The sequence below is a fragment of the Corallibacter vietnamensis genome (assembly GCF_039537875.1).
In the GTDB taxonomy this organism is placed as follows: domain Bacteria; phylum Bacteroidota; class Bacteroidia; order Flavobacteriales; family Flavobacteriaceae; genus Corallibacter; species Corallibacter vietnamensis.
This window is the reverse complement of the sequence record NZ_BAABBI010000001.1, coordinates 1,689,877-1,706,350: the sequence shown is the minus strand read 5'-3', so window position 1 is coordinate 1,706,350 and position 16,474 is coordinate 1,689,877. Positions and strand designations below refer to the sequence as shown.

At 33.8% G+C, this 16,474-nt stretch carries 13 protein-coding genes; 5 read left to right on the top strand and 8 right to left on the bottom strand.

Features of this window, described 5'->3' with window-relative positions:
- Window positions 1-167: 167 nt before the first annotated feature.
- The 8 genes from ABD690_RS07875 to ABD690_RS07840 form a co-directional block, all read right to left on the bottom strand.
- Window positions 168-1,289 carry a T9SS type A sorting domain-containing protein gene (locus ABD690_RS07875; protein WP_344729058.1) on the bottom strand — a complete coding sequence of 374 codons (1,122 nt, stop codon included), beginning with the start codon at window positions 1,287-1,289 and terminating at the stop codon, window positions 168-170.
- Between the two features lie 208 nt (window positions 1,290-1,497).
- Window positions 1,498-2,043: a hypothetical protein gene (locus ABD690_RS07870; RefSeq protein WP_344729056.1), complete on the bottom strand. Its 546-nt coding sequence runs from the start codon at window positions 2,041-2,043 to the stop codon at window positions 1,498-1,500.
- A 193-nt stretch (window positions 2,044-2,236) separates the two neighbouring features.
- Complete coding sequence (locus ABD690_RS07865) at window positions 2,237-3,097, bottom strand: HAEPLYID family protein (protein ID WP_344729054.1); 861 nt, start codon at window positions 3,095-3,097, stop codon at window positions 2,237-2,239.
- A gap of 80 nt (window positions 3,098-3,177) precedes the next feature.
- Window positions 3,178-3,564, bottom strand: coding sequence for a hypothetical protein (locus ABD690_RS07860; protein WP_344729053.1), 387 nt, complete (start codon window positions 3,562-3,564; stop codon window positions 3,178-3,180).
- Between the two features lie 380 nt (window positions 3,565-3,944).
- The gene (locus tag ABD690_RS07855; RefSeq protein WP_344729315.1) at window positions 3,945-4,319 is read right to left on the bottom strand and encodes a MutS-related protein; all 375 of its coding nucleotides are present in this window, start codon (window positions 4,317-4,319) and stop codon (window positions 3,945-3,947) included.
- Between the two features lie 41 nt (window positions 4,320-4,360).
- Window positions 4,361-5,650, bottom strand: a complete 1,290-nt coding sequence (locus ABD690_RS07850; RefSeq protein WP_344729052.1) for a nucleotide sugar dehydrogenase — start codon at window positions 5,648-5,650, stop codon at window positions 4,361-4,363.
- A 9-nt stretch (window positions 5,651-5,659) separates the two neighbouring features.
- The gene (locus ABD690_RS07845) at window positions 5,660-8,134 is read right to left on the bottom strand and encodes an exopolysaccharide transport family protein (RefSeq protein ID WP_344729050.1); all 2,475 of its coding nucleotides are present in this window, start codon (window positions 8,132-8,134) and stop codon (window positions 5,660-5,662) included.
- A 3-nt stretch (window positions 8,135-8,137) separates the two neighbouring features.
- Window positions 8,138-8,932 carry a polysaccharide biosynthesis/export family protein gene (locus ABD690_RS07840; protein ID WP_344729048.1) on the bottom strand — a complete coding sequence of 265 codons (795 nt, stop codon included), beginning with the start codon at window positions 8,930-8,932 and terminating at the stop codon, window positions 8,138-8,140.
- A 106-nt stretch (window positions 8,933-9,038) separates the two neighbouring features.
- Between ABD690_RS07840 and ABD690_RS07835 the strand changes: the two genes are divergently transcribed.
- The 5 genes from ABD690_RS07835 to secA all read left to right on the top strand — a co-directional run bounded on the left by ABD690_RS07835 (window position 9,039) and on the right by secA (window position 16,334).
- On the top strand, window positions 9,039-10,904 hold the full coding sequence (locus ABD690_RS07835) for an ABC-F family ATP-binding cassette domain-containing protein (protein ID WP_344729046.1): 1,866 nt from the start codon (window positions 9,039-9,041) through the stop codon (window positions 10,902-10,904).
- Between the two features lie 43 nt (window positions 10,905-10,947).
- On the top strand, window positions 10,948-11,712 hold the full coding sequence (locus tag ABD690_RS07830) for an O-methyltransferase (protein WP_344729044.1): 765 nt from the start codon (window positions 10,948-10,950) through the stop codon (window positions 11,710-11,712).
- Between the two features lie 168 nt (window positions 11,713-11,880).
- On the top strand, window positions 11,881-12,453 hold the full coding sequence (locus ABD690_RS07825; protein ID WP_344729041.1) for a cob(I)yrinic acid a,c-diamide adenosyltransferase: 573 nt from the start codon (window positions 11,881-11,883) through the stop codon (window positions 12,451-12,453).
- A 141-nt stretch (window positions 12,454-12,594) separates the two neighbouring features.
- The gene (locus ABD690_RS07820; RefSeq protein ID WP_007648604.1) at window positions 12,595-12,816 is read left to right on the top strand and encodes a DUF2795 domain-containing protein; all 222 of its coding nucleotides are present in this window, start codon (window positions 12,595-12,597) and stop codon (window positions 12,814-12,816) included.
- A gap of 161 nt (window positions 12,817-12,977) precedes the next feature.
- Window positions 12,978-16,334: a preprotein translocase subunit SecA gene (gene secA, locus ABD690_RS07815; RefSeq protein WP_344729030.1), complete on the top strand. Its 3,357-nt coding sequence runs from the start codon at window positions 12,978-12,980 to the stop codon at window positions 16,332-16,334.
- Window positions 16,335-16,474 lie beyond the last annotated feature (140 nt).

The following is a 16,474-nucleotide window of genomic DNA, read 5'->3' as shown; positions in this document are numbered from 1 at the left end:
TAGGTTAAAAACTGATTTGAGCTGTTAATTTGTATGCCATATTTGGTTGTATAAAAAACGAGCACAAAGTGAAAACTTCGTGCTCGCAATTTTTTAGTTTTGGCGTCGCTAAATTTTTCAGAATACACTGATAGCGAACACTTACTTATAGGCTATGCTGTAAATGTTTATTCTTTTATGAATTTTAAGCTATTTCCGTTTTCAAACATTAAGAAATATATGCCATTTGATAGGTTTTGAATGTTAATCGTGTTATTTTCTTGAATGGTACCGTTTTTAAGTTTTGCTCCAAGCGCATTATAAATTGCATATGCTTTTTTGCCTTCATTAATTCCTGAAACTTGAATGACATTAGACGCAGGGTTAGGAAAAATTGCTATTTTATTCTGATTAAGATTCGTATCATTAAGTGATAGTGTAGATTCAAATTTAAATATCTCAATATCTTTAGGAAAGTTGCCTGTATAGTTATGAACAGTAGTTTTATTAGAACCGTTTAAATTGTATCTATCTAGTAAATCTCCATTATCAGAAAGTAGGTACATATAATTGTTTTCTACATCCAATTCTATATCAATATACAATAAAGAAGCACCAGCCGTATATGTTGTTAAAACAGTTTTTGTATTCCCTGACAAATCCGTTGTAAAAATTTCTGCTGCTGTATTATCTCTGCTTATGTGATAAATTTTGTTATTAGCTATATCTATTGTAAAATCACTAGGATATTGTGTACCTCCAACATAGTTATATATGGTTGTACTGTTATTACCGTTTAAATCATATCGCGTTAAACTATCGCCATTTACATCTAAAGCGTACACATGGTTATTGATAAGATCTAATTGTATTGTATTTAAGAGTTTAGTACCACTTGGTGTATAAGTGATTAAGCTGTTTTTGTTTGTGCCATCTAGGTTTGTTGTAAAAATTTCACCATTCATGACATGATAAATTTTTCCGTTTAATAAATCTAACTCAATATCTCTTGGAGTGGTTGGGTACGTGTATATTAATGTATTGTTAGCACCATTTAAATCGTATTGTATTAAGTTTTTTCCATTTTGGTCAAGCACATACATTTTATTGTTATTTGCATCAATTTCAATATCATTTGCTAATGAGGAAGAGCTAGGTGTGTATGAAGCCAATAGGTTTTTTGAAGTACCATCTAAATTTGTCGTAAAAGCACCTTCGCCAGAATCTATATGGTATATTAAATCAGTTTGCGCATTAATTGCATTTACAATTAAGGTAAATAAAATAAGTAAAGTGTAAGTTTGTTTCATGGTAATAACTGTTTTTTATTATGTTGGTTAATAATAGTTTAGGGGATGTTTTTTTAAAAAATTTTTCGCAACCAAATGTAGTAAATAAAAACGAAAATAAACTAGCACAAATTGCCAACCATGTGTTAACTAATTTTCACAAGTTTTAGCAAAATATCGTTTAAGAACCGAAGCTCACTAGTAAGCTATTTTATCTCTAGATGCATCCTTATTGTTGTTGTAGCACGTTATTTATTAAAGGTTTAACCTTTATTTTTCTAATTTTTCTTTTTCCAGAGTTTATTTTGAGATTATTCCAGATGACATTGATTTTTCGACTTAACATATCCATTGGCAAAAGAATGTCTTGTTCAGCATCTGACTTTAATTCAATTCGATGAGTTGTCTTGTCAATTTCAACTATTATTAGGTAGTCAAACCCTTTATAACTAAATGTTTTTTCTGTCCATCCATTAGTAAATAGGTTGTCCAAAAATTCGTTTAAGTTTTCTATGTTAGCTTTATTATAAGTCAAAACATAGTTTTCGTTATCATCAACCTCAAACAGCTTTTGTTTAACTTTAGTAAAGTTTGGTGCGCTACTGTCAAATAAGATTTTATAGTCGTTACATATTCCGTTTGTGTATGTGCCAAGCTCAACTTTATTTATAGTCGTTGAGTCTAAAAACTCTATTGTCAAATAAGAAGTATGGAAATAATAAGTTTGAGAAAATTTATATTCAGTTTCTAGATTCTCAACATTCGTTGGATTCAATTGAGTTAGTTTTTGTTCCAAATATTTAATCCAATTATCAATCATCTCAAAATGTATTACAACAGTCTCATACAACCGCTAGTTACGTGTTTAAATACGTTAATTTTATTAAAACAATATACTTAATTAAAAGTAAAAGCGGTTGAGAATTATATCTAAACCGCTTTTTTTAACAGATTGTTGGTAGCCGTATTTATTTATGCTTGTGTTTAGGTTCCCATATTAATCTTAAGAAAGAGCTAAATCTTTCGTTTTCTCTGCTCACAGGAATCCCTGCTACAATCCCAATTAATAGGTTGTTGGTTACACCTACACGCATTTGTGGTCGTATTGTCATATCAAAGTCACTATTGTCAATAGTTTTATTGAATTCGACACCAATGAAGTTTCTTGTACCTGTTATCATATAATGAAAACTTGTGTTGATATCATAAGTTGTATGAAATTTATTGGTAATGAAATTCTGTTCAACCATTGGACCTGTATAAATCAATGAATGAAAGTTGTTTCCCCAACGTTTTGCAACAACTAAAAAAGGGTTATAGATATTTCCTTTAATGAAAGGACTTCCAAAATTACTAAAATCTGAAAGCTCAAACTCATTGATATATCCAATAGCCATTGATGTTGCCATTGGTTCACTAACAAAGAATGACCATTGAGTTGCTATTTTAATACTATTTAAGCTGTTTGAAGGAACTGAATCTCGACTTACTCCACTTTGAGGGGAGTAAAAAGTAAAAGGTAACTCCACTTCAAAACCCAACCTGTTAATAGGTGCCCATTCATATTCAATTAATGCTTCATAAGCATCAAATTTTAAATTATCAGTCAAGCCTAAACCTAGGTTCCATTCTTTCTCTCCTTTTCTCGCTCCCAAATCGCGTATAAGATCAATGTAGAGTGGTTCAGCATGTAGAACCTTGTCAGGTTCTTTATGGTCTTCTACTTGTTGGATATAAATACTGTCTTTTTCAGCCTTTGTAATTTGGGCAATTGAATATGTTGAAGATGCCAATAGTATTATTAGCATTAATAATTTTTTTAAATACATTTTTTGATTTGTTTTTTAAGCATTATGATATTATCCCACACCTATTTAATAGGCAGGGATTAGTCTATTCGTAAAACAAATCAAACCTTGGGTGGTGGAATATCGAGCTTTAGAAAGCCTTTTGTTAAATTAGTCGTATACTCTGGAAATTTGTGCTTTTTTATTTCAATGAATGATTGATTTAGGTTATTGTCAACTATGTAATGCGTTGCTAAATCAATTTTAACATTTGTCTTTGTGTTGTGGTCTTCAGTATCGTAATCATCATATTCTTTTATAGCATCTTCATAACCCAATACTTTTTCAATAATTATTTCAATTATACTTTCTTGGTCATTGAAAGTTAAATCTTCAGGAATATGTTCAGGGTTTGGGTCAGCGGGATCAACACTTATGTTTAGCATATATAATCCCATAATTCCCCAAAGGATTTTTGTAAATACGCTATTTCTTATTTGACTTAACACAGGTCAAATATAATGTTATTTTTCATATGGCTAACAGCGACAGTGTTAAGCATAGTTACTTTTTGAATTTAAAAAATAGCATATTTATTTGTTGTTTTTTATAAATGATAGATAAAACATAATAGAGATTCATGAGTGCAAATTAGCAATATAAGATAGGTAAACTAAATTGTGTTTAATGATAATTGATTCAAGTTCCTTCTCGATGTGCAGCGAAAGCTGTGATTAGTACAATACCCAAGATTCCCGTTTTGAGAACAATTTGATACAACGGTCTCATACAACCGCTAGTTTACGGAATTAAAGATAAGGTTTTTCGGTTTGGCACTCACGTTAGTAAACCTTTAGGTTCAGCCCAGCGACCAATGAACTCCTTTTTTTTAATCTAACAATTTGTTCAATCCTTCTTTTTCAAATAAAATTCGACCAACTTTTATGTCAGACCAACCTTTTTTTAGTTGATAAGTAAACGTTGGTATATTTTCAATCAGTTCACAATCTATATAATAGTTTTCAATTTTTTCGTTTGAAACATTTTTAAGTTCTTGAATGTGAGTAGAAATAAAAAAATAAGACTGATTGAATTTACTTAATCCGTTTATTGTTGTTTTGCAAATTTCAAAACCATCTTCCACATTTGTACCGCTAAAAAGTTCATCAAAAACTGCGAAGCATTGTTTTCCTTTTGTTGCTTGCTCGACAACGTTTTTAAGGGTCATCACTTCGGTCATAAAATGGCTGTATCCGTTTAAAATATCATCTCTTCTATTTTAATTAGGACGATACGCGATTGTATTTACAACCTCGCATCTACCTGATTTGCTGGCAGCAAGGATTTAACATCAAAAATAACAGCATTCGTAGCTTTTAACGCCTGAATATCTATTTGTAAAAACTCTTTATGAGATACTGCAAGAACAATAGCATCATAGTGTGTTTTTAATGCATGGGTTGTTGTTATTAAGTCAAGACCATATTCATGCTTCACTTCGTTTACAGAAGCCCAAGGATCATAAACATCTACCTGAACATCATAGGTTTGAAACTCTTTAATGATATCTATAACGCGTGAATTTCTGATATCTGGGCAGTTTTCTTTAAATGTAATGCCCAATACCAAGACATTAGACCCTTTGATTGTAGCACCCTTTTTTATCATGAGCTTTACGGTCTCGGTTGCAACATAAGCTCCCATGCTATCATTCATTTTACGGCCGGCTAAAATAATTTCAGGGTTATACCCAGATTCAATAGCTTTTTGGGCTAAATAATACGGATCTACACCTATACAATGCCCGCCAACCAAACCAGGTTTAAAGTTGATAAAATTCCACTTGGTTCCAGCTGCTTTAAGCACAGCCTCTGTATCAATATCTAATAATCTAAATATTTTTGATAACTCATTAACAAACGCAATGTTGATATCACGCTGTGAGTTCTCAATAACTTTGGCAGCTTCAGCTACTTTTATTGATGGCGCCATATGCGTTCCGGCTGTAATAACAGACTTGTATAAATCATCAACAACCATGGCAATTTCTGGCGTAGAGCCAGAGGTGACTTTAAGTATTTTAGTTACCGTATGCGTTTTGTCACCGGGATTAATACGTTCTGGAGAGTAGCCTGCATAGAAATCTTTATTAAAGCTTAAACCAGAAACACGCTCTAAAATAGGCACACAAATATCTTCAGTAACACCTGGATATACGGTAGACTCATAAATAACAATATCTTGAGGTTTTAATATGCTACCAACAGTTTCACTAGCTTTAATAAGTGGTGTAAATACCGGTTTATTTAAGTCGTCTGTAGGTGTAGGGACTGTTATAATATACACGGTAGATTGCGCCATATCATTTACATCGCTACTTACATACAATCCATTAGATTGGTTGGCTGTGTTTACCAAAACCGTTTTTAAATCAGCATCTGCTACTTCTAGAGTTCGGTCTTTACCTGCTTTTAATTCGGCAATACGGTTGTCATTAATATCAAAACCTACTACAGGATACTGCTTTGCAAACTCTACCGCTAAAGGTAAACCGACATATCCTAACCCAATAATTGCAATACGATGTGAACTCATAATCATGTATTATGTTTTTTTAATAAAGCTTTTTATACGCTGAAAAACCGATTTTTTAGCGTCGGCATGGTATGCATTACCATACACGCCATACCCATAACCATAGCCGTAGCCGTAGCCATAGCCGTAATTATGGTTTGTTTTATGCTTGTAAAAGTTAAGCACAAAATTGATGTTTTTAATCTCACCGCCATGATGTTTGGCATTAATGAGTTGTAACATCCCTTTTTTGGTATAATCTAAGCGCACCATAAAGATTGATGTGTCTGCATACTTAACTAGCTCTAATGCGTCTGTTACCAAGCCTAAAGGCGGTGTATCAAGAATAATAATATCATAATTTTGACGTAAATGTGTCATTAACTCTTTCATACGATTACTCATTAAGAGCTCTGATGGATTAGGCGGAATTGGTCCAGACGGAATAACATCTAAATTATCTACATGCGTGTGATTATTTACTTCGTCAAAGGTTTTTTCTCCAATTAAATAGTTGACAACTCCATGATCATTTGTCATGTGAAAATCATCAAATATTTTAGGTTTTCTTAAATCTAAGCCTAAAAGGATGGTTTTCTTTCCAGATAGCGCATACACGGTGGCTATATTGATAGAGCAAAACGTTTTCCCTTCGCCACTTACTGAAGAGGTAATCATGATTGTTTTACCTTGTTCAGATTCGTCTTTATTTAATATAAACTGTAAGCTAGAACGAATGGCTCTAAATGATTCTGCTACGGCCGATTTAGGTTTCTCAAAAACCACTAAATTATTATGATAACGATACTTACCAATAAGCCCTAAAATAGGAATGCTTGATAAGCGTTCAATCTCATCAGAACCATGAATGGTATTATCTAAAAGAAAAACAACAAATATGATAAACATAGGAATAAAAAAGCCCATCATTAAAGCCATCATATAATTGAGAGACTTATTAGGCCCAATTAATCCGCCTCCTATATCTTTAGCCTCATCAACAATAGATATATCTGATATATTCGCCGCTTTTACAATAGCCGCTTCGCTGCGCTTTGCCATATACACATTGTAGGCTTCTTGACTAATAGTAAGTTTACGTTGTATTCTTAAATATTGTTGTTGGTCTTCAGGGAGGTTACTTAATTTGGCCTCTAAAGCTGCTATATTTCTATTGATGGTATTAAGTTGTAGTCTTATGGTTGTTTTGGTAGCATCAATAGTTTCAAGTAAGACATTTTTTTCTGCATCAATTTGTCTATCTAAATCCAAGAACAAATCAGATCCTTCACGTGTTGTGTATTCAAGATTCTGTCTTTCAATAGCTAAATTAGTTATTTTGCTTACACTATTTAAAATGTTAGTTTCATCAATTCCAACTGAAGTAGGCGCCGCAATATTGATATAATTTGTTTTTGTTTTAAGGTATTGTTCTAGTGATTGCAAATAGTTAAGCTTGGTATTTTCAGCTTCTTTTTGAGCTTCAAAAGCCTGTAACTTGCTAGAAGCTTCGGCCATTTCAGCACTTACATCAAAGACTTTATTCTTTTTTCTAAAGTCGTTCATTTCCTTATTAACATCTTGTAAATCTATATCAACAGCAGCTAGGCTACTATCAATAAATTTAATAGTATTTGTTGCATATAGGTTTTTACGTTCTAATTCGTTTTTACTTAAAATAACCGCAGTTGTATTTAAATAATCAACAATTTTTGCCTTATTACTACCCGTTAACACCAGTTTAATTACCGAAGACGATGCGTTAAAAGGAGCAACGCCAATTGTTTGTTTATAGCCATGAACAACGCTATCATAGTTACTAAAAAGGATAAAAAACTCTTTTCCTGTCTGGGCAGTTTTTGATTTATTACGCCATGTTAAGCTACCATTTAAAAAAGGTAAGTTTATCTTTTGTCCTATTTTATACTGCTTGGTAAAATCTCCTTGCGGTAAATCAACACGTGATTTCGTTTTGGTATCATAACGCTGAACTGTAGCTTGAGGTTGCTCAAATTGAGCAAACAGTTCAAATGTGTTAGCATCTAAAAAACGTATTCCTATGTAGTGTCCTAAAATTTGTGGTTTTTGCAAGTCTAAATTAAACACAAAAGGTGCCTTTTTGTAGATATCAACCTTACGGTATTTTCCTTCAACAAAATAGTTCATGTATGACTGCAAGGAATCTACCACCTTTTCATTGTGCGTTCTGGTTTGTAGGGTTGTTATTGTTTTTCCCATTTTGCCGGAAACGCCGCCCCAGTTAAACGAAATACTCGTATTGGCTGTAAAAAAAGGGTTCTGGTCATTCTCTACAGAAACCAGCGATTCTAATCTGTAAACATTTTGTTTTCTAACATTGATAAGATATGCAATAACTAATGCTATACCAATACAAGCAACAACAAATTTCCAGAGATTCAGTACTTTAAAGAGGTATCCTCTAAAATCAAATATTATGCTACTAGATTCATGAGATTCTATATCGTAATGCTCCTGATTTGACATGGACTAAATACGGTTGATTAATAATACGGTTGTGGTTACTAGTGATAATGCGGTAATAATAGTACCTAATGTTTGTACACCGGTAGTTCCGGTACCCCAGGTTTTTTGTTTTAAAGGCTCTACATAAATAATATCATTAGGCTGAATGTAGTAATATGGCGACTCCATAACCTTGACATCTGTTAAATCAATACTATGTATTTTTTGCCCTTGCGGATACTGCCTAATAATTTTCACGTTCTTTTTATTTCCTGTGACCGGTATTTCACCAGAATTGGCAATAGCTTGAAAGACATTAACGCGCTCTTGATATAAGATATTTGTTCCAGGTTTTCCCACTTCGCCACTTGTTGTATACCGCAGTCCTGTAAGTTTTACAGACACAAAAATATTTGCTGTTTCTTTAAATTGTTCTTTCAGCAATTTATCTTCAATCATTTTCTCAATCTCTTCAGTTGTATATCCTAACACCCCTATTTTGCCTAAAATAGGAATGCGAATTTCGCCGTGTAGGTCAACTGTAAAGCCATCAAAATAAGCACGCTCTTCCCTATCAGCATCTAGATTTTCATCACCAACAGGGTTAAAAATTGTAAGATTACTTTGATCTAACCCTCTAACACGTATATTCAGGATATCATTTATTTGTACGCGATACGGTGTTTGTTTTTCAGTGATTACAGGAATACTATCTGTAGCCGCTTCTTTATTTTGTAGATATACAATATCACGATGCGGAATACATGAGCTAAAAACAATGGGAAAAATGAGCAAACAAAGGACAAGTAAATTCTTCATTATGAAGCTTAAAAGTTTATTCACAAATATAACTTTTAGATAGGAATATCAAAACTAAAGTGGGTATTTTTGGTTTTTATACGTTTATTTGCAAAAAAACAGCTTTTTGAATTACCTTAACGTTGAAAATATAGCCAAATCTTATGGAGAAGTCTCTTTGTTTAGCGAGATTTCTTTCAGTATTCATAAAGATCAAAAAATAGCTTTTGTAGCGAAAAATGGCACCGGAAAAACATCTATTTTAAACATGCTTGCAGGTTTAGACCAACCTGATACCGGGCAAATTATTTACAGAAAAGATATTACTGTTGCTTTTTTACCACAAGAGCCTATTCTAGATAACAATTTAACTATTGAAGCCTCAATATTTGACACAGAGAACCCTATACTAAATGTTATCAAAACCTATGAACATGCTTTACAAAACCCTGAAGACACAGAGGCTTACCAAAAGGCTTTTGAGCAAATGGATAGTCACCAAGCATGGGATTTTGAAACACAATACAAGCACATATTATTTCAGTTAAAACTTGATAATCTAGACCAAAAAGTAAGCACGCTTTCTGGCGGGCAAAAAAAACGTCTCGCACTTGCCATTGCTTTACTAAAAAAGCCTGATTTACTTATTCTTGATGAGCCTACCAACCATCTTGACCTTGAAATGATTGAATGGCTAGAAGATTTTTTTGCTAAAGAGCAAATTACTCTTTTTATGGTCACTCACGATCGTTATTTTTTAGAACGTGTATGCAATGAAATTATAGAGTTAGACCAAGGGCAACTTTACACCTACAAAGGCAATTACACCTACTATCTAGAAAAGCGCGATGCACGTATAGAACAAGAAGCCATAGAAACAGGCAAAGCCAAACAGCTCTTTAAAAAGGAGCTTGATTGGATGCGACGTCAACCTAAAGCACGTACTACCAAGTCTAAGTCTCGTATTGATGATTTTCATGAAATAAAACACAAAGCCCATCAACGTCGTAAAGACCACCAGGTACAGTTAGAACTTAATATGGAACGTTTAGGTAGTAAGATTTTAGAACTGCACAAAGTTTCAAAATCTTACAAAGACAAAACTATTTTAAACAGCTTTGACTACAACTTTCAGAAAGGTGAGCGTATTGGTATTATTGGTAAAAATGGCACCGGAAAATCTACGTTTTTAAATATACTAACCCAAAGTATTTCGCCTGATTCCGGTAAAATTGTGGTTGGTGAAACTGTAAAGTTTGGCTACTATACGCAAGCAGGAATCACCCCAAAACCAGACCAAAAGGTTATTGACGTTATAAAAGAGTTTGGCGATTATATCCCTTTAAAAAAAGGGCGACAAATAAGTGCGCAGCAACTTTTAGAGCGCTTTTTATTTGACCGAAAAAAACAATATGATTTTGTAGAGAAGTTAAGTGGTGGCGAGCGCAAACGCCTATACCTATGTACAGTGCTTATCCAAAATCCTAATTTTTTAATTCTAGATGAGCCTACTAACGATTTAGATATTGTAACCCTAAATGTTCTTGAGAGTTTTTTACTAGATTTTCCGGGATGCCTTATGGTTGTATCTCACGACCGTTATTTTATGGATAAAATTGTAGATCACTTATTTGTTTTTAGAGGTCAAGGCGTGATTGAAGATTTCCCTGGTAACTACAGTGACTTTAGAGCTTATGAAGACAGCCAAGAAAGCACATCAAAATTACCCGAAGAAAAGAAGGAAAAAAAGGCCTGGAAAAAAGACAGCAACAATAAACTTTCTTATAATGAGCAAAAAGAATATAAAAACATTGAAAGCAAGTTAAACACACTTGATTACGATAAAAAAGCTTTAGAAAAAAAATTTAATAACCTTGATTTAACTCAAGAGCAAATAAATGCCCTATCTCAAGAGCTACAAACCATTATTGATGAGATAGAAGCCAAAGAAATGCGCTGGTTTGAATTGGCTGCAAAAATGGAAGACTCCTAATGAATAATTCATGCGTTGGTGTTTCATAATTCGTACATAAAACATGTGGTATTCCTTATTAGCATACATTAGATTCTTATTTAAATCTACCAATCAACATGGTGTGCACTCGCCTTTTGTGTATCATTTAGTTACTCAATGCTTTTATGACAAAACCAAGTACCCTGAATATGAGATTTTAAAAACCTACCGAAAAGCGTTACTAAAAAACAACACCCCAATTAGCATAACCGATTTAGGTCCAGGTTCAAAAAAAACAGCTTCAAAGCAACGACTGGTTTCAGAAATTGCAAAAACATCAGGAAGCACCTTAAAACGCACACAATTACTCTTTAGGTTATCAAGGTATTTTAAAAGCCCTGCTGTTTTAGAGCTAGGCACCTCATTAGGTCTCGCAACACAAGCACTGCATTTAGGACATAGACATTCAAAAATCACTACCATTGAAGGCTGCCCAAACCTTTCAGCTTTTACTAAAAGTCAAGTCAACAATGAAAACATCTGTTTTAAAACGGGTGATTTTTCAGATGTATTAGAAACTTTAACGCAACCATCTTTTGATCTTGTATTTTTTGACGGCAATCACACCCAAGAGGCCACCATGGCTTATTTTGAAACCTTATTACCTAAAGCTCACAATAACACACTTTTTATTTTTGATGATATTTATTGGTCTAAAGGCATGACAGCCGCTTGGGAAACCATTAAAAACCATCCTAAAGTCACAGTAACTATAGACACGTATTTTTGGGGTTTTGTATTTTTTAGAAAAGAACAAGCAAAAGAACACTTTACAGTTAGGCTGTAAGAAGCACCAGCTGTAATTCCTTCAATTTTTTAACTCATAATTTTTAGCTTTTTAGCAAATATCCAGTAACTTTGTTTGAGTAAAACGCGCTTTTTATAGATGCTTCTCCTCTACTAAAGAACTCTGAAAAAACGCTTTATTTAATCTCTAAACACCTAGAATTACTTAATGAAAATTTACACAAAAACAGGCGACAAAGGTACCACAGCATTATTTGGTGGCACACGTGTTCCTAAACATCATATTCGTATAGAAAGTTATGGTACCGTTGACGAATTGAACTCTCACATAGGGCTCATAAGAGATCAAGACATACAGGAAGCATATAAAAATGTACTCATACACATTCAAGACAGACTGTTTACTGTTGGAGCCATACTGGCTACAGATCCGGAAAAAGCTATCATGAAAAACGGTAAAGAGCGTTTGAACATCCCTAAAATTTCAGAAGCAAACATCACGCTTTTAGAGCAAGAAATGGACGCTATGAATGACGCCTTACCACAAATGACACACTTTGTTTTACCTGGCGGTCACCAAACCGTGTCATTCTGTCACATAGCCCGCTGTGTTTGTAGGCGTGCCGAGCGTTTAGCCTCTGCACTTAATGATTTAGAACCTATAGATCCCAACACATTAAGGTACCTAAACCGTCTTTCTGACTATCTGTTTGTCTTGGCACGGAAGTTGTCTTTAGACTTACAAGCCAATGAAGTTAAATGGATTCCAGAAAAAACATAAATTCATCTAACTATCATTTAATTTTTTTACAACAATTAGTAAAAAAATAAACGTTCTTTTTAATAATGCGTAATTAATTGTTTTTTTTCTTGCTTATTTAAACTAAAAATTTATTTTTGCAAAAAATAAAACGAATTACAAATGTATTGGACATTAGAATTAGCATCTTATTTAAGTGATGCACCTTGGCCAGCAACAAAGGACGAACTTATTGATTATTCGATAAGAACGGGAGCACCACTTGAAGTCGTAGAAAACTTACAATCTATTGAAGATGAAGGTGATCAATATGAATCCATCCAAGAAATCTGGCCTGATTATCCAACAGACGAAGATTACCTCTGGAATGAGGATGAATATTAATATCATTAACATTTTAAAAGTCTCGTATAGAGGCTTTTTTTATGCTTTAAAAACACGTCATTAGTCACATACAAAACACATCAAGACACTTTTAAGTCTTGATTATAAATAACATACGCATTGTTATTATATTATAACAATGCAACAATAATATAACACACATGAGTTTTTTAGATTCTGTACTAAAAGTATTTGTCGGCGATAAGTCGAAACAAGACGTAAAGGCCATCATGCCTATCGTAAATAAAATAAAATCTTTTGAAAGTGCTCTTGAAGCATTATCTCACGATGAATTAAGAGCTAAAACAGCAGCTTTTAAAGCACAAATTGCAGAAGCCAGGAAGCCTCATAATGAAAAAATAGACGCTTTACTTAAAGACGCTGATGCCACTGACGATATAGATAAACGCGACGATGTTTATCAAGAAATAGATCGTATAAAAGACGCTATTTACAACGTTACAGAAGACGTACTAAACGACATATTACCAGAAGCCTTTGCTGTGGTAAAAGAAACTGCAAAACGTTTTGTACACAACACCTCTATCCCTGTTACGGCCAATGAATTTGACCGTTTAATATCTGGAGATAAAGACTATGTAAGTTTAGAAGGCGATCAAGCTATATGGTCAAACTCTTGGGATGCCGCAGGAAAACCCATTACTTGGGATATGATTCATTATGACGTTCAGCTTATTGGTGGTATTGCCATGCACCAAGGAAAAATTGCAGAAATGCAAACAGGTGAAGGTAAAACACTTGTAGCAACCTTACCTGTTTACTTAAACGCTTTAGCTGGTAAAGGTGTACATCTTGTAACAGTAAACGATTATTTAGCAAAACGTGATAGCGCTTGGATGGCTCCTATATTTGAATTTCATGGTTTAAGTGTAGACTGTATAGATTATCACCAGCCAAATTCTGAAGCAAGACGTAATGCTTATAAAGCAGACATTACTTACGGAACCAATAACGAATTTGGTTTTGACTACTTACGTGACAATATGGCTCACGCGCCTAACGATTTAGTACAGCGTCCACATCATTACGCAATTGTAGATGAGGTTGACTCTGTATTAGTTGATGATGCTAGAACACCTTTAATCATTTCTGGGCCAATACCACAAGGTGATCGTCATGAGTTTAACGAACTAAAACCAAAGGTTGATTCTATTGTAGCAACCCAACGAAAATATTTAACTGGTGTATTAGCCGAAGCAAAAAAACTCATTGCTGAAGGCGATACCAAAGAAGGTGGTTTTAAATTATTGCGTGTTTACCGCGGTATGCCTAAAAACAAAGCTTTAATCAAGTTTTTAAGTGAAGAAGGCATCAAGCAGCTTTTACAAAAAACTGAAAACTTCTACATGCAAGACAACAATCGCGAAATGCCAAAGGTAGACGCAGAGTTGTACTATGTTATAGAAGAAAAAAACAACCAAATAGAACTTTCTGATAAAGGTATTGATTACCTATCAGGAAAAGATGACCCTAACTTTTTTGTCATGCCAGAAATTGGCACTGAAATAGCAAAAATAGAAAGTCAAGGTTTATCATCTGAAGACGAAGCCAACCTAAAAGAAGATTTATTCAGGGATTTTGGTATCAAATCAGAACGTATTCATACCCTTAACCAATTATTAAAAGCATACGCCCTTTTTGAAAAAGATGTTCAGTATGTTGTTATGGATAATAAGGTTATGATTGTAGATGAGCAAACAGGTCGTATTATGGATGGACGTCGATATAGTGATGGTTTACACCAAGCTATAGAGGCTAAAGAAAACGTAAAAATTGAAGCTGCGACACAAACTTTTGCAACGGTTACACTTCAAAATTACTTTAGAATGTACCGCAAACTATCTGGTATGACAGGTACAGCGGTTACTGAAGCAGGAGAATTCTGGGAAATCTATGAACTAGACGTTGTAGAAATTCCGACTAACAAGCCTATTGCTAGAGACGACAAAGAAGATTTAGTTTACAAGACAAAACGTGAAAAGTACAACGCTGTTATAGATGAAGTTACCAAACTATCACAAGCAGGACGTCCTGTGCTTATAGGTACCACATCTGTAGAAATTTCTGAATTATTAGGAAAAATGCTTTCTATCAGAAAAATACCTCACAATGTCTTAAACGCCAAACAACATAAAAAAGAAGCCGAGATTGTTGCAGAAGCTGGTAATGCAGGGCAAGTAACTATTGCTACCAATATGGCCGGTCGTGGTACCGATATTAAACTAAGTGATGCTGTAAAAAAAGCAGGAGGTTTGGCTATTATAGGTACAGAACGCCATGACTCGCGCCGTGTAGACAGACAGCTTCGTGGTCGTGCCGGTCGTCAAGGAGATGTAGGTAGTTCACAATTTTATGTATCTCTAGAGGACAACTTAATGCGTTTATTTGGTAGTGAACGAATTGCCAAAATGATGGATAGAATGGGATTAAAAGAAGGTGAAGTGATTCAGCATTCTATGATTTCAAAATCTATAGAACGTGCACAGAAAAAAGTTGAAGAAAATAATTTTGGTGTTCGTAAGCGCTTATTAGAATATGATGATGTTATGAACTCACAACGTGAGGTTGTATACAAACGTCGTCATCATGCCTTATTTGGAGAGCGTTTACGTGTTGATTTGGCCAACATGATTTATGATACCTCTGAAGGTATTGCAGACACAAACAAAGCTGCTAATGATTATAAGAATTTCGAATTTGAACTTATTCGTTATTTCTCAATGAGCTCGCCAATTACCGAAGTAGAATTTAACAAACTATCAGTACAAGATATTGCTGGTAAAATATACAAAGCTGCTTTTGAACATTACCGAACAAAAATGGAGCGTAATGCCGAAGTTGCATTCCCTGTAATTAAAAATGTTTACGAGACACAGCGCGATAAATTTAGACGTATTGTTGTTCCTTTTACAGATGGTAAGAAAACATTACAAGTTGTTACCGATTTAGAAAAAGCTTATGAAACTAACGGGAAACAACTTATTACAGATTTTGAAAAGAACATCACATTAGCCATTATTGATGACTCTTGGAAAACACATTTACGAAAAATGGATGAGTTAAAACAATCTGTACAATTAGCTGTTCACGAACAAAAAGACCCATTACTTATTTATAAGTTTGAAGCTTTTGAGCTTTTTAAAGCTATGATTGATCAGGTAAATAAAGATGTTATTTCATTCTTATTTAAAGGTGAGTTACCATCAGAAGACACCAGCACAATTAGTGAAGCAAAACAAACTCAAAAAAAGGAAAACCTTCAAACACAAAAAGAAGAAATTCCTAATATGGATGAACGTGCCGCTCAAAGTAGAGCTGCAGGAAACACACAACCACAACAAGAGGTTGTTGAAACTATAGTACGAGACAAACCCAAAATAGGTCGTAACGATAAAGTAACTATTAAAAATGTTATGAACGGTGAAAACAAAACAGTTAAGTACAAACAAGCAGAACCGCTTATAGCAAAAGGAGATTGGGTTATTATTGAAGAGTAAACCTAAATCACTACAAAACAACACATTAAAAAAGGTCATGATAATCATGACCTTTTTTTCTTACCATAACTGACTACAACCGATATATTTTTCGTTTTAACGAAAAGTTATTCTAATACGTTTTTTAATAACTAAATTCA

Excerpts from the sequence above, each read along its gene's own strand:
- ABD690_RS07825 (WP_344729041.1), top strand. The coding sequence starts at position 11,881 with ATGAAAATTTACACAAAAACAGGCGACAAAGGTACCACAGCATTATTT.
- ABD690_RS07840 (WP_344729048.1), bottom strand. The coding sequence starts at position 8,932 with ATGAAGAATTTACTTGTCCTTTGTTTGCTCATTTTTCCCATTGTTTTT.
- ABD690_RS07850 (WP_344729052.1), bottom strand. The coding sequence starts at position 5,650 with ATGAGTTCACATCGTATTGCAATTATTGGGTTAGGATATGTCGGTTTA.
- ABD690_RS07875 (WP_344729058.1), bottom strand. The coding sequence starts at position 1,289 with ATGAAACAAACTTACACTTTACTTATTTTATTTACCTTAATTGTAAAT.
- ABD690_RS07830 (WP_344729044.1), top strand. The coding sequence starts at position 10,948 with ATGTGGTATTCCTTATTAGCATACATTAGATTCTTATTTAAATCTACC.
- secA (WP_344729030.1), top strand. The coding sequence starts at position 12,978 with ATGAGTTTTTTAGATTCTGTACTAAAAGTATTTGTCGGCGATAAGTCG.
- ABD690_RS07865 (WP_344729054.1), bottom strand. The coding sequence starts at position 3,097 with ATGTATTTAAAAAAATTATTAATGCTAATAATACTATTGGCATCTTCA.
- ABD690_RS07820 (WP_007648604.1), top strand. The coding sequence starts at position 12,595 with ATGTATTGGACATTAGAATTAGCATCTTATTTAAGTGATGCACCTTGG.
- ABD690_RS07845 (WP_344729050.1), bottom strand. The coding sequence starts at position 8,134 with ATGTCAAATCAGGAGCATTACGATATAGAATCTCATGAATCTAGTAGC.